Consider the following 18,955-nt stretch of genomic DNA (forward strand, 5'->3'; position numbering starts at 1 on the left):
CTAGAATTCGTTATCGTTTATTCCCCAAGGTAGCCCTGTAATGTCCTTCGCCGAGCAACTCACCCGCCTGCAAGCCTTCCTCGACGCCGACGAGCTGCACGAAGAAGCGCTGGACTACGTCGCCGCCCACGGCTACCTCACGGCACTTTCGATCAATGCCGAGGACGTTCCCGAGCGCGAGTGGATCGACGCCCTGTTCGCCGAAGAGCCGCACTACGCCAGCGATGCCCAGCGCACCGAGATCGAAGCGACCCTGGTGGCGCTGAAGGCTCACATCGCCCGCCAACTGGCCAGCGACGAGGAGTTCGACCTGCCATGCGACCTGGACCTGACCGACGAGCCGGACGATTCCGACTTGCGCGGCTGGTGCATCGGCTTCATGGAGGGCGTGTTCCTGCGTGAAGAGGCCTGGTTCGAGAGCGCCGAGGAAGAAGTCAGCGAGATGCTGCTGCCGATCATGGTCGGTTCGGGCCTGTTCGACGAACAGCCAGAGTTTGCCGACATCGCCAGCAATGCCAACCTGCAGGACGACATGATCGTGCAGATCCCAGAGGCACTGAGCGCGCTGTTCCTGCTGCTGCACGCCCCTGACGAGAAGCCGGCGCTGCTCAAGCCACGCCACCACTGAGTCGGCTGTGCGCTACCTGCTGCTGGCCATCGGCTGGCTCAGCGTCGCGCTGGGGGTGCTGGGGATATTCCTGCCGGTGTTGCCCACCACCCCTTTTCTGCTACTGGCGGCAGCCTGCTTTGCCCGCAGCTCGCCGCGCTTTCATCACTGGCTGGTCCATCACCCGAAGCTCGGGCCGTGGATCCGCGATTACCTCAGTGGCGAAGGCATCCCCCTCAAAGGCAAGGTCTACGCTATCGGCCTGATGTGGGCCAGCATCGGCCTGTCGTGCTACCTGGTACCGCTGTTCTGGGCACGCGCCTTCATGCTCACCAGTGCGGTACTGGTGAGCCTGTATATCCTCAAGCAGAAGACCCTGCACAGACCACGCTGAACGCGGCGCGCCAGTAAAGGCACCCTCGCAGGGCGTGCCGTGGCTGTCGAAAAGCACAGATAGTCAATTTTTTGTCGCCAAATATCTATTTCGCCTATCCAGGCATTTTTTTAGCTACAAAAGTTCTGGAACTCTCTGTAAACCTTGAAAAACGAGACTTTCAGCAGCTTTCAATTTCGCTGTTATGGATCAGCGCCCAGCCCCTCTTAGACCACATAAGTCAAATAACAGTAATTGTTATGAGAAAATCTTCTTACGACTTTGATTGAATGTTCTTAGCTCTGTTGTTAAAAACCTGACACGATTTGCAGGATAACTATATCGTCATTTTTTTGGCGACAAGCAGGACTTATTTTAGGATCAGGGAGAGGTACCCATGCGCGTTTTGAACCCCATCACCAGTGCATTACTGTTGGCCATGGCGTGTGCCAACGTACAGGCGATGTCGATTACCGAGGCTGTCCAGAGCGCCGTGGATTACCATCCGCAGATCAGCTCCAACCGCAACAGCAAGCTGTCCGCTGATGAAGACGTGAAATTCGCGCGTGGCGGCTACTACCCTTCCGTGGACCTGGTTGCAGGTTATGGCCGCCAGCGTTCGGACAACCTCAACACCCGCGGCACCAATGCCGACGGTACGCGCAGCCACGACAAGGCCACCCTCAGCTACACCCAGTCGGAACTGCGCCTGCGCCAGATGCTGTTCGACGGCTTCAACACTTCGAACGAAGTAGGCCGCACCGAGGCGGTCGCCACCTCGCGCGCCTACTACACCCAGGCCGTCGCCCAGGATGTTGCCCTGCGCGCGGTAGAGGTGTACCTGGAAGTACTCAAGCGCCGTGAGCTGGTGACGCTGGCCAAGAACAACCTGCAAGCGCACCTGCGGGTCAACGACCAGATCGGCCTGCGCACCGAGCGCGGCGTCGGCAGCACCGCCGACCTCGATCAGTCCCGCGCCCGTCGTGCACTGGCAGAAAACAACCTGGACACCGCCGAAGTCGACCTGGCCGATGCCGAGGCCAACTTCTTCAGCGTCATCGGCCGACAGCCCGATGAACTGGAGGGGCCGCAATCGATCAAGGTGGAGATCCCCGGCACCCTCGACGATGCCCGTGAAGGCATGCGCCAGAACAACCCGTACATCAAGTCTGCCCAGGCCGACGTCAATGCTGCCGAGCAGCAGTATGAAGTGGCCAAGTCGACCTTCTACCCACGCCTGGACGCGATACTGGCCACCGGCGCCAACAACAACCTCGGCGGCGAGAAAGGCCACAGCAACAACGACTGGCAGGCCGGTGTCGAGCTCAACTACAACGTGTTCCGCGGCGGCAGCGACAAGGCCCGCCTGCAGTCCGATGCCCACAAGATCAACCAGGCACTGGACATTCGCAACAACGCCCTGCGCGAGCTGACCGAGAACCTGAGCCTGGCCTGGAACGCCATGAACAACGCGCGCAAGCAGACCCCGACCGCGCGTGAATACGCCGAGACCACCAAACGTGTGCGTGCTGCCTACCAGGACCAGTTCGGCCTTGGCCAGCGTACCCTGCTCGACGTGCTCGACAGTGAGAACGAGCTGTACAACGCCGACCGCCGTTACACCGAAGTGCGCTACACCGAGGAGTTCTCGATGTACCGGGTACTGGCCACCATGGGTGAACTGCTGAGCAAGCAACGTATCTCGCTGCCGCCGGAAGCCATTGCCAGCAATGAGGTGAAGACCGAAGCCAGGCTGCCTGACATGCGCTGAGCGCAAGCCTCAGAGCGCCTATGAAGGGCCGTGATTGCGCTGGAAGGTCTCGGCGCCCATGGCCTTTATCTGCCCCTCGATCAGCGCGTCGAACGGTTTGAGCAGCGCGTCAAAGCTGACTGGCTGCTCCAGCACGTTCAGCGCCTCGACCACCGCCTCCAGGGTCGACAACGCACCCGCCTCCGGCGCCTTGCGCAGCCGGTAGCGCGAAGGCGCAACCGCGCCCAGCGTCACCCGCGGCAATGCCGCAAGCATTGGGTTCAGGTACAGCAGCTTGCGGGCCTTGCGCCAGGTACCGTCGGGTACGATCAACAGCAACGGCTGGTCATCCACTTCGGTATAAGCCGTCAGCACCTGGGCTTGATCGCCCGGGAACAGCAACGCGGCACGGTAACCGGGCGTGGCAAGCAGCTCATCCAGGCCATCGAACACCTCTCCGACCCGCAACTCGGCATTGTTCAGCCCCAGGGCCGCCAGGCGCGCGGTATTCAGGGCATGGGCGGTTTCACTGGGGTGCTGCAGCAGGACGATACGGGTGCGGCTGGCGAGCGAGGGGATCAGTGGGCATAGGCAGTGGTCAAGCGGGCGCTGGCAGCGCTCGCAGCGGGGTCTGGGCATAGGGCTCTCCTTACCGGGCGCAGTGTGCCACAGCTTGTTCGAAATCCCCTGCCTCAGCGGTTGAAGCGCTCAGCCAGGCTGTGCAGGTATTCGGCCATCCGCTCCAGGTCCTGGCTGATTTGCGCACCCTGCCTGGCCTGCCCCGCGCTCTGGTCACACAGGTGTGCAATCCTCACGATCTGCTGGTTGATATCCTCGGCAACATGACTTTGCTGCTCCGAAGCCGTCGCCATCTGCTGGCTCATGCCGGTAATGCGGCTGACCGCCTGGGCGATACCGGCCAACGCCACTTGCACCGCCTCGACACTGTGCACGCTGTCGCGCGAAATCTGCTCGCCGCGGGTGGCGGTACTCACTGCCCGCTCTGCCCCCACCCGCAACGAGGCGATGATCTGATGAATCTCTTCGGTCGAGGCACGGGTGCGCTGGGCCAACGAACGCACCTCATCAGCCACCACGGCAAACCCGCGCCCCTGTTCACCGGCCCGCGCAGCCTCGATGGCGGCATTGAGTGCCAGCAGGTTGGTCTGGTCGGCAATCGAAGTGATCGTGTCGACCACGCTGCCAATCGACTGGGTCTGCTCGGCCAGTGCATTGACTGCCTGGCCGATATCATTCACTGCATCGCTCATGCTCCCCATCGCCTTCAGGCTCTGCTGGGCCAACTCGCTGCCATGCTGCGCCAACTGGTCGGCATCGCCTGCGGCATGGGCGGTGCTTTGCACGTTATGGGTGACCTCCTGGATGGTCGCTGCCATCTGCGCGATCGCCGTGGCGGACTGGTCGGTTTCGCTGCGCTGGCGGTCAAGCATCTGCGCCTGGGCGTCTGACAGGTCGGCCGACTGCGCCGCACGTGACTTGACCCCGACTCCTGCATCCACCAGGCGGGTCAAGGCGGTTTGCAAGCGCGCCTCTTCACTGATGATGGCCAGGTCCAGCTGGCCTTGCAGCCCCGGGTTGTCGCTGTAGGTCAACGCCACCAACGGGCTGGTGAAGGCTTTCGGGTGCTCGTCCAGGGTACGCCGGATGGCATGGCTCTGCCGGTGTTCGATCAAGTACCAGGCCAGCAGCAGGCTGGCCATTAATACCCCCAGCGCCGCATACGGCGGCAACCACAGATAACCTGCGGCCGACAGCAGGCCTGCGCCAATCAGCGGCCAGCCGTGGCCCAGCTGATGCCCTAGCCGCGCGGCCCAGGGCACCGCTGAGCGGCCGGCACGCAGGCGCGCGTATAGCGCTTCGGCACGGCGAATCTGCTCGCGCGTCGGCACCGAGCGTACCGACTCGTAGCCGCTGACCCGCCCTTGCTCATACACCGGGGTGACGTAGGCGCTGACCCAATAGTAATCGCCGTTTTTTGCGCGGTTCTTGACCACGCCCATCCAGGGTTTGCCTTGCTTGATGGTGTCCCACATGTGGCCGAAGACGGCCGGGGGCATGTCGGGGTGACGCACCAGGTTGTGGGGCTGGCCGACCAGTTCGTCGTAGGTGAACCCGCTGATCGCCACGAAGGCGTCATTGCAGTAGGTGATGCGGCTGTTGAGGTCCGTCGTGGAGATCAGGCGTTGATCGCTGGAGAAGGTTCTTTCGTGCTCAGTGACGGGCAAATTCATGCGCATCTTGGGCGATCCTTGCAGGATGAAGAGGGGGAAATCATCAGCGCAAGTTGATATTTAGCAGAGCGCTATCAGGTTAGCGGTCCAGTTTTGTAGGAATTGAGCCCGTCCCGACGGAATGCATGAACACACGGTGTATCAGCCGACGTTGAGTTGGCTTTTAAGCAGGTCGCGGAAGGTCTGAATCAACGGTTCGCGGCTACGGCCGCGGCGAACGATCAGCGAAAATGGCGCCTGATAGCCGAAGGTAGACGGCGACAAGACGCGCAGGTCGCCCTTGTCCACCCATGCCTGGGCGTAGTGCTCTGGCAGGTAGCCGATGTAGGCACCCGACAGGATCAGAATCAGCTGCGCCTCCATGCTCTCCACGGTCGCCGCACTGTGCTTGAAGCCGTGCCGGGCCAGTTCTGCCTGGCTCCAGTAGCCGCGCCCGACCATGCGCTGCTGGGTCACCACCTGCTCGGGGATGCGCCGCTCGGCGAACAACGGGTGGCGGCTGCTGCAATACAGCCAGTGCTGCTCACGGTACAGGGGCTGATAGACCAGGCCACTCATGCGCGACGAAAACGCCCCGATGGCCAGGTCGAGGCGGTTGTCCTGCACCCCCAATTGCAGCTCGTAGGGGCTGGACACCGACAGGTGCAGGTGAACACCCGGGTGCTCCTGGCTATAGGCACCGATGGCTTCGGCCAGTGGCAACGCGCGGTCACCCACGGTCGAGTCAATTACCCCCAGGTTGAGCGTGCCCCGCAGCTCGCCCTTGAGCGCCGCGGCATATTGCTCGAAGCCATCCAGCTCGGCCAGCAGGCGCAGGCTCTCCTGGTGGAACAGTTCACCTTTGCTGGTCAGGCTGAAACCGCCGCGCCCACGGTGACACAGGACAATCCCCAGCCCGCCCTCCAGTTGGCTCATGTAGGTGCTGATAGCCGACGTCGACAGGTTCAGCTCGCGCTGGGCGTTGGCGAAGCCCTGGTGGCGCACCACGCTGACGAAGATGCGCAGCAGTTTCAGATCGGGCAGGGTCGAGGCCATGGTGCAACGGTTCCGCAAAGTTAATGGCGGCAATTCTAACCGGTTGCGCAGGCATTAGTTCAGAAATTCCTGAAGTAAGTATTTGCCGGTAGCGATTCTTCCCGGGCACTACCTTGCGCAAACTCGGCCGAAATGTCCTGCCCGCCGGCACAACCAAAGCAAACAGGCGCGCCGCGGCACAGGTTCGAACAAACACAACAATCGACCGACTGATGAGGCCCACCGTGGACAAGACTCTCCACCAACCACTGGGCGGCAACGAAATGCCGCGTTTCGGCGGCATCGCCACCATGCTCCGCCTCCCCCACCTGCAAAGCGCCGCCGGCCTGGACGCCGCGTTCATCGGCGTGCCGCTGGACATCGGCACCTCCCTGCGCTCCGGCACCCGCTTCGGCCCACGGCAGATCCGCGCCGAATCGGTGATGATCCGCCCGTACAACATGGCCACCGGTGCTGCGCCGTTCGACTCGCTGTCGGTAGCCGACATCGGTGACGTGGCCATCAACACCTTCAACCTGCTCGACGCCGTGCGCATCATCGAAGAAGCCTACGACGAGATCGTCGAGCACAACGTCATCCCGATGACCCTGGGTGGCGACCACACCATCACCCTGCCAATCCTCCGTGCCCTGCATAAAAAGCACGGCAAGATCGGCCTGGTACATATCGATGCCCACGCCGACGTCAACGACCACATGTTCGGCGAGAAGATCGCCCACGGCACCACCTTCCGCCGCGCCGTGGAAGAAGGCCTGCTCGATTGCGACCGCGTGGTACAGATCGGCCTGCGCGCCCAAGGCTATACCGCCGACGACTTCAACTGGAGCCGTCGCCAGGGCTTTCGCGTAGTTCAGGCCGAGGAATGCTGGCACAAATCGCTTGAACCGCTGATGGCCGAAGTACGCGAAAAGGTCGGCGGTGGCCCGGTTTACCTGTCGTTCGATATCGACGGCATCGACCCTGCCTGGGCACCGGGCACCGGCACGCCGGAAATTGGGGGCTTGACCACGATCCAGGCGATGGAGATCATTCGCGGCTGCCACGGCCTGGACCTGATCGGCTGTGACCTTGTCGAAGTCTCCCCGCCTTACGACACCACCGGCAACACCTCGCTGCTCGGCGCCAACCTGCTGTTCGAAATGCTCTGCGTGCTACCCGGCGTAGTGCGTCGCTGAACCAGGCCTGCGCCGCGCCAACCGCGATACCCGCTTTACCCTGGCAGGAGCCATGAGGGAGGGCCATTGAGGCCCGTCAACACAAGACAAGACCGCCAGGCGCCGTAAGGTGCCCGGGCGGTCGATCTCGCCATAATAAAGATAATCGGGAGACTCCCAATGGCCTTGGACATCATTGTTGTAATGATCTATACCGCCGGCATGCTCGGGCTTGGCTGGTATGGCATGCGGCGTGCGAAAACCCACGAAGACTACCTGGTGGCCGGACGCAACCTCGGCCCCACCCTGTACATGGGCACCATGGCCACCACCGTGCTGGGCGGCGCGTCCACCGTCGGCACCGTGCGCCTGGGCTATGTCCACGGCATTTCGGGCTTCTGGCTATGCGCTGCGCTGGGCCTGGGCATCATCGCCCTCAACCTGTTCCTCGCCAAACCGCTGCTGCGCCTGCGCATCTTCACCGTCACCCAGGTGCTGGAGCGTCGGTACAACCCCATGGCACGCCAGGCCAGTGCAGCGATCATGCTGGCATATGCGCTGATGATCGGCGTCACCTCGACCCTGGCCATGGCAACCGTACTGCAGGTGCTGCTGGAACTGCCGTTCTGGATGTCGTTGCTGCTCGGCGGTGGCGTGGTGGTGCTGTACTCGACCATCGGCGGCATGTGGTCGCTGACCCTGACCGACATCGTCCAGTTCGTGATCAAGACCGTCGGCCTGATGTTCATCCTGCTGCCAGTCTGCCTGTACAAGGCCGGCGGCTGGGACACCCTGGTGGCCAAGCTGCCAGCGTCGAGCTTCCAGCTGACCAGCATCGGCTGGGACACCATCATCACCTACTTCCTGATCTACTTCTTCGGCATCCTCATCGGCCAGGACATCTGGCAGCGGGTGTTCACCGCCCGTGACGAGAAGGTCTGCCAGCGCGCCGGTACCACCGCCGGTGTGTACTGCGTAGTGTACGGCCTGGCTTGCGCCCTGATCGGCATGGCTGCACACGTGCTGATGCCAGACCTGGCAAACCCGAACAATGCCTTTGCCGAGATGATCAAGAGCACCCTGCCCGATGGCATCCGCGGCCTGCTGATGGCGGCGGCCCTGGCAGCCATGATGTCCACCGCCAGCGCCGGCCTGCTGGCCGCGTCCACCACCCTGACCGAAGACCTGCTGCCCAAGCTGCGTGGCGGCAAGCAATCGAGCCTGGGCATCAGCCGCCTGTTCACCTTGCTCACCGGCCTGGTGGTGCTGGGTATCGCCCTGGTGGTGAACGATGTGATCAACGCCCTGACCCTGGCCTACAACCTGCTGGTCGGCGGCATGCTGATCCCGCTGATCGGTGCGATCTTCTGGAAGCGCGCAACCACCGCAGGCGCAATCGCCAGCATGTCGCTGGGCTTCGCCACCGCGCTGTTGTTCATGTTCAAGGATGGGTTGGAAGCCAACACGCCGATTTACTACAGCCTGACGATCGGCCTGGTGAGCTTTGTGGGGATCAGCCTGATGACGCGTAAATCGGTGGCAGCGATGAAGCTGGCCTGATAGCCGATACGCGCTTAGATAACACCCGGCAACAAAAAGGCCGCCGCATCAGCCATGATGCGGCGGCCTTTTTCATTTCAGCGACGACGCGGCTGGCGCTTGCGCTGCTCTTCGTCAGTCGGGATCGGCACCGGCTGCAAGGGTGGTGGTATCAGCCCCAGTGCGACAGCCAAGTCGTGGAGCCAGTTGAACAGTGGTTTCTTCATAGTGCCCCCTTTGACGGGTCAGCCTCACGGTCAATCAATCCAGTCATGTTTCATACAGATCATAGCCCGATGTCCTGTATTGCGCATGTATCTGTTCCTAGAGATAGGGGCCATTTTGACGCGGATCAAGGGGAAACGCCGCATTCCGACGATTGGCTAATCGTTTCGCTTTGTTGCAGATCGATCCACGCCTGCAAATTCGCCCCTCGCATCCCCTGGCGCCACATCAACCAGGTCACCGCCTGATCGAACGGCGCCTGCAGGCGATGAACCCGCACCCGGTCACGCCCCGGCAGGCTGTCGAGCATGGACTGCGCCATCATCGCCACGCCGGCGCCGGCGATGACGCAGGCCAGCATGCTCTGGTAGGACTCGATCTCCATCACCCGCCCCATCGGCGTATGCGCGTGGGCATACCAGGCTTCAAGGCGCATGCGGTACGAGCAGCCTTGGCGGAAGGTGAACACCGCCTTGCCTGCCACGTCTTTTGCCGTGTGCACGGGCGGGTGTTCGGGGCTGGTGATCAACACCAGTTGCTCTTCGCACAGTGGCACGCCATCCAACCCGGCCAGGCTCGGCGGGCCATCCACCAAGGCCGCATCCAGGCCATGGCTGAGCAAACCCTCGAACAACTCGCCGCTGGGCGCCGCGCGCACCTGCAGGTTCACCGCCGGGTACGCCTGGTGGTAACGCGCCAGCAAGGCCGGCAGGTGGGTCGCTGCAGTGCTGTACATGGTGCCCAGCACAAACTCCCCGGCCGGCTGGCCACCCTGCACGGCCGCCATCGCCTCGTCACGCAGGGCCGACAGGCGATTGGCGTAGTCCAGCAACACCTTGCCCGCAGGTGACAGCTGCAAGCGCTGGCGCTCGCGCAAAAACAGCTCGACGCCCAGTTGGTCTTCGAGTTGGCGCAGGCGCGTCGACAGGTTCGAGGGAACCCGATGCAAGCGCTCGGCGGCGCGGGTCACCGAGCCTTCCTCGGCAACCGCCTGGAAGATGCGCAGTTGGCTGAACTCCATACTATTCTCCAAAACAGAACAACTTCATAATCATTATTCAATTTTATTGAAGATAAAAGCCCCTTAACCTGCCAGCCATCGCTTACCCCGTGCAGGAGTCCCTCCATGTCACCGCTCATACAACTGCTGGCCAGCGCCGTGGCGCTGATGATGGCCATGGGCATAGGCCGCTTCGCCCTGACCCCGCAACTGCCGCAATTGATCGCTGAAGGCCAGTTCGACCTCACGGCCGCTGGGTTGGTCGCAGCAGCCAATTACCTGGGCTACTTCCTGGGTGCAGTGGATGCCATGTTCGCCCGCACCCCTGCCCAGGTTCGGCTGCGCCTGCATGGCGGGCTGTGGCTGTGCGTGCTGTTGACCCTGGCCTCTTGGGCCGCCGATGGCTTCTGGAGTCACCTGCTGCTGCGTTTCGGCACCGGCGTGGCCAGCGCCTGGGTACTGGTGATGATCACCAGCCTCAGCCAGCAGGTCGCCAATGCACACCAGCGCCAGCGCCTGGGTGCGCTGGTGTTCGCAGGGCCCGGGGTGGGTATCGCCGTTAGCGGACTGTTGGCGCTGGGTGCGCATGTGCTGGGGCTGGGTTCGGCAGCGCTCTGGCTGATCTATGCCACCGCCGCGCTGCTAATGCTGCTGGCAGTAAGGCCTTGGTTGCCACGGCCGCAGGCGCCGGCGGTGATCCCGGCCACTGTGCAGCCAGGTACAAGGCACGGTGCCGGTATTGGGCGCCTTGGGCTGGTGTATGCCTTGTACGGCGTCGGTTACATCTTGCCGGCCACTTTCTTGTCACAGATGGCCAATCAGCAGTTTCAGGGACAATGGCTGGCCGACCTGTTCTGGCCTGCGTTTGGCGTGGCGGCAGCGCTGGGCGTGGTGCTGGTGAGCCTGCGCCGGGGCGGCCGGACCTCCGCCTGGCTGACCGCCACCCTGTGGCTGCAAGGGCTGGGCGTGCTGGCTTGCTTGTGGGGCGGCGGCCTTGGCCTGGCCTTGGGCGTGGTGCTGTGCGGTGCGCCGTTCCTGGCCTGCATGCAGCTGGTGATGCAGCGTTCGCGGGAGCTGGCGCCGCAGGCGACACAGCGTAATGCCGGGCTGCTCACTGCGTGCTTTGCGCTCGGGCAACTGAGCGGGCCGTTGTTGGCGGCCGTCAGCAACCACTACACGGGGAGTTTGCAGCCCGCATTGCTGCTGGCTGCCAGTGGTCTGGCAGTGGCCGGGGGGCTGGTGCTGGCTGGCGCCCAAGCCCATCGCACCTGCCCTGCCCAACACTCGGCGGATGCGCGCTCGGTGTAGGTGCAACCGTCACCCCACCCACTTACGCAATTGCTGCTTTACCCAGGGCTCGGCACTCACCAGCACCACCCCAAGCAACACCATCACTGCGCCGAGTACGAAGTTCACGCTCAGTGGCTCATCCAGCAGCAGCACTCCGAACGTCACGCCGAACAACGGCGTGATGAACGAAAACACCGCCAGGTTCGACGCCAGGTATTTGCGCAATAGCCAGAACCAGGTCAGGTAGCTGACAAACGACACCACGATCCCCTGGAACAGCACACTGCCAATCGCCAACGGCGTCAGCGACACCGCCCCGATCTGGCCACTGAGCAAGGCAATCAGCAGCAACCCGGCAAAACCGACGGCCAGCTGATAGAACAAGGTCAAGGTCGCTGGCGCTTCCGACAACCGCGAACAGCGCACCACCACCGTCGTCGCGCCCCAGGCCAACCCTGCCACGACACCGAAGGCATCGCCCAGCAAGGTGCGGCTGTCCATCTGCTCGAACGACATACCGCCGGCAAATGCCGTGGCGATCCCGCCGAACGCCAGCAAGATCCCCAACCACTGCAGCAGTCGCAGCCGCTCGCTGGGCAGCAAGAAGTGCAGGCCCAAGGCAGTAAACACGGGTGCCGTATACAGGAAGACAGACATGTGCGCTGCCGACGTCAGCTTCAGCCCCTCGGCGATGAACAGAAACTCCACGCCGAACAGCCCGCCGGCCAACAGCCCGGCGCGCCAGGTAGTGCCCACCTGCTCCCAACCACCGCGCCAGCAGATCATCAGGCCCACCAGCACTGCAGCGATGCAGTTACGCAGGGCGGCCTGCATCACTGGGGCAATGTCGACGGCGGCCGTCTTGATCAGCACCTGCTGGCAGCCCCAGATCAGGCACAGCCCGAGCATGACCTGGAAAGCAAAGGCGTCGGGGTTCTTCCGGGCCGCGCTCATGAGCGGGCCTTACGGATAATCGATGGCATGGGCGTCAACTCGGCAGTCTTCAAGAATTACCGATTATCGGTTTTCCTTGGCCACCCGTGCCACCCTCAAAACGACCTCAAGCAATCTGCGCCTTGGAGGACACCTGCTCAAAGGTTGCCTCATCCAGCGCGTCTTCCTGTTCTTCAAGCACTTGGCGGGGGTGCTCGAAGCCTGGGATGCTGCTGTCGATCAGGCTCAACAGGCGTGATCCGCGCTCGGTGAGGACAAAGTTTTCACCGTTGCCACCGTCTTCTGCGGGCCGGGTTTCGATGAAGCCGCGCTCGAACAGCAGCTTTTCATACTCGCAAGCGCGGGTCTTCAGGTGGTCAAGGTCGCCAACCGGCTGGCCTTTGGCGGCCAACGCTGCGGCGTGCTGCTCGGCATAGGGGCGTGGCGTGAAGCTGTGACCGGCGCTGTTCTGGGCTTCATGCAGCAAGCGCTCGATCAGGTCCCAGTCGTAGGTAATGCTCATGGCGGCAGGCTCCTGCTGTGGACGGAAGGGGTACACAGGGTGGACCTGCCGGAGCGCGGCTGCGTTCAGAAAGATATCAGCGCTGTCTTTGCTGAGCCTGCATGTATTGGCGCAACAACTGATTGATACGGGTCTGATACCCAGCCCCCTGCTCCTTGAACCAGGCGAGGACATCAGAGTCCAGGCGAATGGTCACGGTCTGCTTGGCGGGGACCCGCAATTCGGCCTGGCGAAAGAAGTCCTGATCCAGCTCGGCGATATCAGACGTGTCGATGTCCTTGTCTTCCTGCCGAGCCAAACGGCCCCAATCAGTTCTCGAAGTTTTGCTCATAGTGTTTGGCCTCCCATTTGGTGGCTTTGCGGGCAGAGATAATGCGTATTACCTCGCCCCGCTTCTCCGTATACACAACAACGCCTATCAAAGCCTTGAGCCAGCCCAGGCACACCCAGCGCTCTTCACCGCATGCCACGTCTTCATCCTGTCGCGCCAGCATAGGATGATTGAACATGTCCGGTACATCTGCGAAGTCGATACCGTGTTTACGGATGTTGATTTCATTTTTGGCTTCGTCCCACTCAAAGAACATGGGATGCCCTGTATTTACAGCTGTACATACGATACCCCCTCTTTTCGGCCAAAACTAGCGATATGGCACAGCCCTCATCAAGGGTGCCTTGGCTGTTTGAGAGCGATTCAGAAAGGGACTACTGCCAAACAGGAAACCGCGTAAATCGGTAGCCATTACGCAGTTGCAGGCCACCTGTCGCAGACGCTGAACTTACCAGCGGCCAGCACGCTCCATCAGGCATAGCCGACGCGAGAGGTAAGAAGGATGAAACCGCTGCTAAGCATTGCCTGCGCCACCGCCCTGCTCTGCGCCCTACCCGCCTGGGCCTGCACACCGGAAGAGGCCACGCAGAAGCGTGAAGAACTGGCCGGCCTGGTCAGTCAGCTCACCGAGCAGAACCCGCAGAAGGCCAAGGAAATCAATGATGAGCTCCAAGGGATGGAGCTGGGGACGGCGAGCAAGGACTTGCCCGACAAATGCCAGTTGATCGATACACGGATCAAGGAACTGAAGACAGCGGAGAAAAAAGCTGACTGATGCGAGGTTGTGAAGCCCTATCGCCGGCAAGCCGACGATAGGGCACAAGTCGATTTACTCAGCTGCAGGCTGACGCTTTCTCAGCGGAGCCATGCCGTCGGAACTGGCCAGTGGCGCGTTGGCCTTTGGCTTGGCGGTTGGCTTGCGCTTGGCTGCAGCCTTCTTGTCCCCCGACTTCTTCTCGACCTTTTTCTTCTTGGTCCCGGCAGCCTTGCCCGAGGCCTTGACCTTTTTCGGCCCGTTGTAGGTACCTTTGACTTCCTTGATAACCCGGCGCTCGAACTGCTGCTTGAGGTAGCGTTCGATGCTCGACATCAAGTTCCAGTCGTTGTGGGTGATCAACGAGATGGCCAGGCCTTCCCCCCCGGCACGGCCGGTACGGCCAATGCGGTGCACGTACTCGTCGCCACTGCGCGGCATGTCGAAGTTGATCACCAGGTCAAGGCCGTCGATGTCCAGGCCACGGGCCGCCACGTCGGTCGCCACCAGCACCTTGGAGCTGCCCTGCTTGAAGCGGTCGATGGCCAGCTTGCGGTCTTTCTGGTCCTTTTCACCGTGCAGTACGAAGACCTTGACGTCCTTGGCCACCAGGTGACCATAGATGCGGTCTGCCAGGGCACGGGTGTTGGTGAAGATGATCGCCTTCTGGTAGGTCTCGTTTTCCAGCAACCACTGGACGATCTTCTCTTTGTGCTGGTCGTGGTCAGCCATGATGATCTGCTGACGCGTGCCCTCGGCCAGTTGCGAGACGCTGTTGAGCATCAGGTGCTCAGGGTCTTTCAACACCTTGCCGATGATGTCACGCAGTGCCGCACCACCGGTGGTGGCGGAGAACAGCAGGGTCTGCTCGCGGTTCTCGCACTCCTTGCACAGGCGCTCCATGTCTTCGGCAAAGCCCATGTCGAGCATGCGGTCGGCTTCGTCGAGGATCATCACCTTGACATGGGACAGGTCCAGGTTACCGGCATTGAGCTGTTCGAGCAGACGGCCCGGGGTGCCGATCAGCACGTCCGGTACCTTGCGCAGCATGGCGGCCTGTTCCTTGAAGTCTTCACCGCCGGTAACCAGGCCAGCCTTGATGTAGGTGAACTGGGAGAACAGCTGCACCTGCTTGAGGGTCTGCTGCGCCAGCTCGCGGGTAGGCAGCAGGATCAGCGCGCGGATTTCCACGCGTGGGCCGCTCAGGTCGACCAGGCGGTTGAGCATCGGCAGGACGAATGCCGCGGTCTTGCCGCTGCCGGTCTGCGCGGTCACACGCAAGTCACGCCCTTGCAGGGCCAGGGGGATGGCCGCTGCCTGCACCGGGGTCGGCTCGACAAATTTAAGCTCGGCCACGGCTTTAAGCAGGCGTTCGTGCAGGGCGAATTGGGAAAACACGGAGGTAACCTCAGGCAAGTGCGGGAAATTCAGTTGCATAGGGTAACGTTTTCTGCCGCCATAGCCGAATTTCTTTTGGCAACTTTATCGGCTTCCGCGCTCTAATGGCGCTTCGTTTGGCAATACAGACCGCTCACAACCCCATGGATATCCAACGAATCTGGCGTGACTCCCTCGACCTCTGGGGCACCCTCGACCAACATCCCATGCTCCACGCCGCCATCGGCCTGGCCGTCCTGCTGCTGATTTCCCTGGTGGTCGGCCGCCTGGCGCGCTTCCTGATGCTGCACGGTACCCGCCTGCTGGCACGCCAACAGGCGCTGAAATGGCTGGATGACCTGCGCCACAATAAAGTCCTGCACCGGCTGGCCCAGACCACACCATCGCTGGTGCTGCAGTTTGGCCTGAAACTGGTGCCGGAGTTGTCCGACACGGCGCAGCACTTCCTCGGCAACGTCGCCCTGGCCTTCACCCTGCTGTTCATGACCATGGCCCTGTCGTGCCTGCTCGATGCCCTGCTCGACATCTACGCCCGCACCGAGCACGCCCGCACCCGCTCGATCAAGGGCTATGTGCAACTGGCCAAGATGATGCTGTGGATTTTCGCCTCCATCGTCATCGTCGCCACCCTGATCGACCGCTCGCCATTGCTGCTGCTGTCGGGCCTGGGTGCCATGTCGGCGGTGCTGCTGTTGGTCTACAAGGACACGCTGCTGTCGTTCGTGGCCAGCGTGCAGCTGACCAGCAACGACATGCTGCATGTGGGTGACTGGATCGAAATGCCCCAGGTGGGCGCCGACGGTGACGTGGTGGACATCACCTTGCACACGGTGAAGGTGCAGAACTTCGACAAGACCATCGTCTCGATCCCGACCTGGCGGCTGATGAGCGAGTCGTTCCGCAACTACCGCGGCATGCAGCAGTCGGGCGGCCGGCGCATCAAGCGCAGCCTGTTCATCGACGCCGCAGGTGTGCGCTTTCTCACACGCGAAGAGGAGCAGCGCCTCACCCAGGTGCGCCTGTTGGGCGACTACCTGGCCAGCAAGCGCCAGGAACTGCAAACCTGGAACGAAGCCCTGGGGCCGGTGGCCGAGCTGTCCGCCAACCGGCGCAAGCTGACCAACATCGGCACCTTCCGCGCCTTTGCTCTGGCTTACCTGAAGAACCACCCCAACGTGCATCAAGGCATGACCTGCATGGTTCGCCAGATGCAGACCACCGCCGAAGGCGTGCCGCTGGAGATCTACTGCTTCACCACGACCACGGTGTGGGCGGAGTATGAGCGGATCCAGGGGGATATCTTCGATTACCTGTTGGCGGTGTTGCCGGAGTTCGGGTTGAGCTTGTACCAGCAGCCTAGCGGCAATGACATGCGGGCGGGGTTGGCGGGGCGACTGTCAAATGAACCTGTGCCGCGTCGTCTGGAAGACATGAGCGAGGCTTGAGGCTGACGGGGCCGCTTTGCGGCCCATCGCAGGCAAGCCAGCGCCTACTCGAGTTTCAGCCCCACCAACGGCCACGGGCTGGCTTGCCCCATGCCCCGTTTCTCGGCCAGGAACGCCCCCAGTGAAATCAGCGCGCACGGGGTGGTCGCCAGCGCCAGCATGTCGAGAAAATGCAGCACCGGCTCCGCCAGGCCCAAACCAGAAACCGCCCAGGCCGCCGACGCACAAGGGGATACCGATGTAGCCATGCGGGTTCATTCACGCCTTGTTGCCAAGCGGTACCTGAGCACGGCTGCCCAACCGGCTCAGCCACACCGACGCCAGAATCACTGCCCCGCCGATGAACAGCCGCCCTAGCGGCTCGTGCTGGTTCCAGATCAACAGGTTGAGCAACAGCCCCACCGGCACATGCAGGTTGTTCATCACCGCCAGTGTCGCCCCGGAGACCAGGCACGCGCCCTTGTTCCACCAGTACAGGCCCAATGCAGTAGGGCACAGCCCGAGGAACAACAGCACCAGCCATTGCACATCGGTGCTCGGCAAGTGCTGGGCATTACCGAACAGCACAAACGCCGGCAACACCACGATCAAGGCCCCCAGGTAGAAGTAGCCGAAGCGCGTGTAGTGCGGCAGGTTGCTGGGGTTTCGGGCGACCAGATGGCGGTACAGCACCTGGCCGGCGGCATAGGTGAAGTTGGCCAGCTGCAGCAGCAGGAAGCCGATGAAGAACTCGCCGCTGATGCTGTCGAAGCGGATCACCGCGGCCCCGGCCACCGCCACCAGCGCCGCGAGCAACGCCCACGGGTTGAAACGCCGGTTCAAGGCGTCCTCGATCAAGGTGACGTGCAACGGCGTGAGGATGGTGAACAACAGCACTTCCGGCACGGTGAGCACGCGAAAGCTCAGGTACAGGCACACATAGGTGATGCCGTACTGCAGCGCGCCGATCAGCAGCATCGAGCGCATGAAGCGCGGCTCGACCTGGCGCCAGCGGGTCAGCGGCAGAAACACCAGGCCCGCCAGCAGCACCCGCGCGAGCACGGCAAAGTAGCTGTCGACGTGCCCGGCCAGATACTCGCCGATCAAGCTGAAGGAAAACGCCTGGATCAGCGCGACGATAATCAGGTAGCCCATGGTTGCCTCTCGTGGATCAAGGCGGCGACCTTAGCGGGTTGCGGCCGCTGTGTTCAACCATGAGGAATGTAGGGATGGCAGCGCGCGCGACCGTTCCGGTCCTAAAAGCAGACCGCCTTGGCCACGGTAAAATAGGTTCTTCACAGAATGTTGGGGAAGTGGGGCTGCTATGCGCTTGTCGGGAGATAGGGTGATGGCGGCTAGCTGCCTGTCTTGGATTTGGAGGTGGGGCGGAAATCGAGCGCCGCCCGCGCGGCGCATCGCGACGCAAGGCCTCTCCTACATTTGTTTCGGGCCAATTATGCCTGAGGTATTGGCGCGCGGCCCCTTGGTGCCCGCCTAAATATCGCGTCGTACTAACAAAGCGGTCGCGCGCAAATGCCACAGGTCTCACTGGCCCGAAACAAATGTAGGAGCGGCCTTGCGTCGCGATGCGCCGCGCGGGCGGCGCTCGATCTGATAGGCGCTGAAAATGCCAAGCCAGGCACCTGGTGGCCCCGAATCCAATCTCCAGGCATCCACAACCTCCCCCCAAAAAAAAGCCCGGCCATTGGCCGGGCAGGTACACCCAAAGGAGCAAACAAGGTGTCAGGCTTGGGAATTCGTTGACGCTCAGGCCACCGCAGCCAGTTTGGCCTTGGCCTGGTTGAGGCCCTTCTCGAAGAAGTCGCCGCTCATGTTCAGGCCCTCGGCATGGATGAAGTTCACATCGTGAATGCCGATGAATGCCATCACCTGGCGCAGGTACGGTTCCTGATGGTCGCTGGTGGCGCCGGCATGAATACCGCCGCGGGCAGTCAGGACGATGGCGCGCTTGCCGGTCAGCAGGCCTTGCGGGCCGGTCGGGGTGTACTTGAAGGTGATGCCGGCGCGCAGTACATGGTCCAGCCAGGCCTTGAGGGTGCTGGGGATGGTGAAGTTGTACATCGGCGCGGCCATCACCAGCACGTCGGCCGCCAACAGCTCATCGGTCAATTCGTTGGAGCGGGCCAGCGCGTCCAGTTCGGCGGCGCTGCGCTGCGCCTCGGGCTTCATCCAGCCACCGAGCAGGTTGGCATCCAGGTGGGGCACCGGGCTCACGGCCAGGTCACGTACGTTGATCTCGTCGGCCGGGTGGGCCGCCTGCCATTGCTGGATGAAGTCGCGGGTCAGCTGACGGGAAACGGAATCCTGCTGGCGGGCGCTGCTTTCGATGATCAGTACGCGGGACAT

General features: G+C 62.4%; 20 protein-coding genes and 1 pseudogene. 8 read left to right on the top strand and 13 right to left on the bottom strand.

Annotated elements, in window-relative coordinates; genetic code table 11:
- Positions 1-40: 40 nt before the first annotated feature.
- The 3 genes from PC358_RS11410 (at position 41) to PC358_RS11420 (ending at position 2,751) form a co-directional block, all read left to right on the top strand.
- Positions 41-628 carry a YecA/YgfB family protein gene (locus tag PC358_RS11410; protein WP_033699623.1) on the top strand — a complete coding sequence of 196 codons (588 nt, stop codon included), beginning with the start codon at positions 41-43 and terminating at the stop codon, positions 626-628.
- 7 nt (positions 629-635) lie between these two features.
- Positions 636-1,001, top strand: a complete 366-nt coding sequence (locus PC358_RS11415; RefSeq protein WP_033699624.1) for a YbaN family protein — start codon at positions 636-638, stop codon at positions 999-1,001.
- Positions 1,002-1,377: 376 nt separating this feature from the next.
- Positions 1,378-2,751, top strand: coding sequence for a TolC family outer membrane protein (locus PC358_RS11420; protein ID WP_033699626.1), 1,374 nt, complete (start codon positions 1,378-1,380; stop codon positions 2,749-2,751).
- A gap of 18 nt (positions 2,752-2,769) precedes the next feature.
- On the opposite strand, the gene PC358_RS11425 is transcribed toward PC358_RS11420, so the two are convergent.
- From PC358_RS11425 to PC358_RS11435, 3 genes are all read right to left on the bottom strand, one after another.
- Positions 2,770-3,369: a tRNA-uridine aminocarboxypropyltransferase gene (locus tag PC358_RS11425; RefSeq protein WP_033699628.1), complete on the bottom strand. Its 600-nt coding sequence runs from the start codon at positions 3,367-3,369 to the stop codon at positions 2,770-2,772.
- 53 nt (positions 3,370-3,422) lie between these two features.
- Entirely contained in the window at positions 3,423-4,988 is a 1,566-nt protein-coding gene (locus PC358_RS11430; RefSeq protein ID WP_033699630.1) for a methyl-accepting chemotaxis protein, read from the bottom strand.
- 135 nt (positions 4,989-5,123) lie between these two features.
- Entirely contained in the window at positions 5,124-6,017 is an 894-nt protein-coding gene (locus PC358_RS11435) for a LysR family transcriptional regulator (protein ID WP_033699632.1), read from the bottom strand.
- Between the two features lie 224 nt (positions 6,018-6,241).
- Between PC358_RS11435 and speB the strand changes: the two genes are divergently transcribed.
- Positions 6,242-7,192 (top strand): agmatinase, encoded by a 951-nt coding sequence (gene speB / locus PC358_RS11440; protein ID WP_027593127.1) that lies wholly within the window; start codon positions 6,242-6,244, stop codon positions 7,190-7,192.
- A gap of 159 nt (positions 7,193-7,351) precedes the next feature.
- Positions 7,352-8,731, top strand: coding sequence for a sodium:solute symporter family protein (locus tag PC358_RS11445; RefSeq protein ID WP_033699635.1), 1,380 nt, complete (start codon positions 7,352-7,354; stop codon positions 8,729-8,731).
- Between the two features lie 77 nt (positions 8,732-8,808).
- Here PC358_RS11445 and PC358_RS28275 read toward each other — a convergent pair whose 3' ends face one another.
- Both PC358_RS28275 and ptrR read right to left on the bottom strand, forming a co-directional pair.
- Positions 8,809-8,937 carry a PA1414 family protein gene (locus tag PC358_RS28275; RefSeq protein ID WP_256214945.1) on the bottom strand — a complete coding sequence of 43 codons (129 nt, stop codon included), beginning with the start codon at positions 8,935-8,937 and terminating at the stop codon, positions 8,809-8,811.
- Between the two features lie 125 nt (positions 8,938-9,062).
- Complete coding sequence (ptrR, locus tag PC358_RS11450) at positions 9,063-9,956, bottom strand: putrescine utilization regulator PtrR (protein WP_033699637.1); 894 nt, start codon at positions 9,954-9,956, stop codon at positions 9,063-9,065.
- Positions 9,957-10,061: 105 nt separating this feature from the next.
- Here ptrR and PC358_RS11455 point away from each other — a divergent pair, with 105 nt between their 5' ends.
- Complete coding sequence (locus PC358_RS11455; RefSeq protein WP_033699640.1) at positions 10,062-11,243, top strand: MFS transporter; 1,182 nt, start codon at positions 10,062-10,064, stop codon at positions 11,241-11,243.
- A 9-nt stretch (positions 11,244-11,252) separates the two neighbouring features.
- On the opposite strand, the gene PC358_RS11460 is transcribed toward PC358_RS11455, so the two are convergent.
- The 4 genes from PC358_RS11460 to PC358_RS11475 all read right to left on the bottom strand — a co-directional run bounded on the left by PC358_RS11460 (position 11,253) and on the right by PC358_RS11475 (position 13,268).
- A complete protein-coding gene (locus PC358_RS11460; protein ID WP_033699642.1) occupies positions 11,253-12,179 on the bottom strand; it encodes a DMT family transporter in 927 nt (308 codons plus the stop codon).
- A gap of 106 nt (positions 12,180-12,285) precedes the next feature.
- The gene (locus tag PC358_RS11465) at positions 12,286-12,681 is read right to left on the bottom strand and encodes a transcriptional regulator (protein WP_033699644.1); all 396 of its coding nucleotides are present in this window, start codon (positions 12,679-12,681) and stop codon (positions 12,286-12,288) included.
- Positions 12,682-12,757: 76 nt separating this feature from the next.
- Entirely contained in the window at positions 12,758-13,012 is a 255-nt protein-coding gene (locus PC358_RS11470) for a BrnA antitoxin family protein (RefSeq protein WP_033699646.1), read from the bottom strand.
- A complete protein-coding gene (locus tag PC358_RS11475) occupies positions 12,990-13,268 on the bottom strand; it encodes a BrnT family toxin (protein WP_033699648.1) in 279 nt (92 codons plus the stop codon). Before PC358_RS11475 ends, PC358_RS11470 begins: the two co-directional genes overlap by 23 nt.
- 246 nt (positions 13,269-13,514) lie before the next feature.
- On the opposite strand from PC358_RS11475, the gene PC358_RS11480 reads away from it, so the two are divergent.
- Positions 13,515-13,787: a hypothetical protein gene (locus tag PC358_RS11480; protein WP_033699650.1), complete on the top strand. Its 273-nt coding sequence runs from the start codon at positions 13,515-13,517 to the stop codon at positions 13,785-13,787.
- Positions 13,788-13,841: 54 nt separating this feature from the next.
- On the opposite strand, the gene PC358_RS11485 is transcribed toward PC358_RS11480, so the two are convergent.
- A complete protein-coding gene (locus tag PC358_RS11485; protein ID WP_033699652.1) occupies positions 13,842-15,203 on the bottom strand; it encodes a DEAD/DEAH box helicase in 1,362 nt (453 codons plus the stop codon).
- 104 nt (positions 15,204-15,307) lie between these two features.
- Here PC358_RS11485 and PC358_RS11490 point away from each other — a divergent pair, with 104 nt between their 5' ends.
- The gene (locus PC358_RS11490; RefSeq protein ID WP_033699654.1) at positions 15,308-16,609 is read left to right on the top strand and encodes a mechanosensitive ion channel family protein; all 1,302 of its coding nucleotides are present in this window, start codon (positions 15,308-15,310) and stop codon (positions 16,607-16,609) included.
- 50 nt (positions 16,610-16,659) lie between these two features.
- Here the strand turns inward: PC358_RS11490 and PC358_RS11495 are convergent.
- The 3 genes and pseudogenes from PC358_RS11495 to PC358_RS11505 form a co-directional block, all read right to left on the bottom strand.
- Positions 16,660-16,845: pseudogene (locus PC358_RS11495) on the bottom strand (AEC family transporter); the annotation flags it as partial.
- Positions 16,846-16,867: 22 nt separating this feature from the next.
- Positions 16,868-17,743 (bottom strand): carboxylate/amino acid/amine transporter, encoded by an 876-nt coding sequence (locus PC358_RS11500; RefSeq protein ID WP_033699658.1) that lies wholly within the window; start codon positions 17,741-17,743, stop codon positions 16,868-16,870.
- 612 nt (positions 17,744-18,355) lie between these two features.
- Positions 18,356-18,955, bottom strand: a complete 600-nt coding sequence (locus PC358_RS11505) for an FMN-dependent NADH-azoreductase (protein ID WP_033699661.1) — start codon at positions 18,953-18,955, stop codon at positions 18,356-18,358.

This window comes from Pseudomonas capeferrum (genome assembly GCF_000731675.1).
In the GTDB taxonomy this organism is placed as follows: Bacteria; Pseudomonadota; Gammaproteobacteria; order Pseudomonadales; family Pseudomonadaceae; genus Aquipseudomonas; species Aquipseudomonas capeferrum.

Bases quoted from the DNA above. Each gene is read 5' to 3' on its own strand.
- PC358_RS11455 (WP_033699640.1), top strand. From the start codon at position 10,062: ATGTCACCGCTCATACAACTGCTGGCCAGCGCCGTGGCGCTGATGATG.
- PC358_RS11505 (WP_033699661.1), bottom strand. From the start codon at position 18,955: ATGTCCCGCGTACTGATCATCGAAAGCAGCGCCCGCCAGCAGGATTCC.
- PC358_RS11410 (WP_033699623.1), top strand. From the start codon at position 41: ATGTCCTTCGCCGAGCAACTCACCCGCCTGCAAGCCTTCCTCGACGCC.
- PC358_RS11430 (WP_033699630.1), bottom strand. From the start codon at position 4,988: ATGCGCATGAATTTGCCCGTCACTGAGCACGAAAGAACCTTCTCCAGC.
- PC358_RS11445 (WP_033699635.1), top strand. From the start codon at position 7,352: ATGGCCTTGGACATCATTGTTGTAATGATCTATACCGCCGGCATGCTC.
- PC358_RS28275 (WP_256214945.1), bottom strand. From the start codon at position 8,937: ATGAAGAAACCACTGTTCAACTGGCTCCACGACTTGGCTGTCGCACTG.
- PC358_RS11460 (WP_033699642.1), bottom strand. From the start codon at position 12,179: ATGAGCGCGGCCCGGAAGAACCCCGACGCCTTTGCTTTCCAGGTCATG.
- PC358_RS11475 (WP_033699648.1), bottom strand. From the start codon at position 13,268: ATGTTCTTTGAGTGGGACGAAGCCAAAAATGAAATCAACATCCGTAAA.
- PC358_RS11435 (WP_033699632.1), bottom strand. From the start codon at position 6,017: ATGGCCTCGACCCTGCCCGATCTGAAACTGCTGCGCATCTTCGTCAGC.
- PC358_RS11470 (WP_033699646.1), bottom strand. From the start codon at position 13,012: ATGAGCAAAACTTCGAGAACTGATTGGGGCCGTTTGGCTCGGCAGGAA.
- PC358_RS11420 (WP_033699626.1), top strand. From the start codon at position 1,378: ATGCGCGTTTTGAACCCCATCACCAGTGCATTACTGTTGGCCATGGCG.
- PC358_RS11485 (WP_033699652.1), bottom strand. From the start codon at position 15,203: ATGCAACTGAATTTCCCGCACTTGCCTGAGGTTACCTCCGTGTTTTCC.
- ptrR (WP_033699637.1), bottom strand. From the start codon at position 9,956: ATGGAGTTCAGCCAACTGCGCATCTTCCAGGCGGTTGCCGAGGAAGGC.
- PC358_RS11480 (WP_033699650.1), top strand. From the start codon at position 13,515: ATGAAACCGCTGCTAAGCATTGCCTGCGCCACCGCCCTGCTCTGCGCC.
- PC358_RS11490 (WP_033699654.1), top strand. From the start codon at position 15,308: ATGGATATCCAACGAATCTGGCGTGACTCCCTCGACCTCTGGGGCACC.
- PC358_RS11500 (WP_033699658.1), bottom strand. From the start codon at position 17,743: ATGGGCTACCTGATTATCGTCGCGCTGATCCAGGCGTTTTCCTTCAGC.
- PC358_RS11425 (WP_033699628.1), bottom strand. From the start codon at position 3,369: ATGCCCAGACCCCGCTGCGAGCGCTGCCAGCGCCCGCTTGACCACTGC.
- PC358_RS11465 (WP_033699644.1), bottom strand. From the start codon at position 12,681: ATGAGCATTACCTACGACTGGGACCTGATCGAGCGCTTGCTGCATGAA.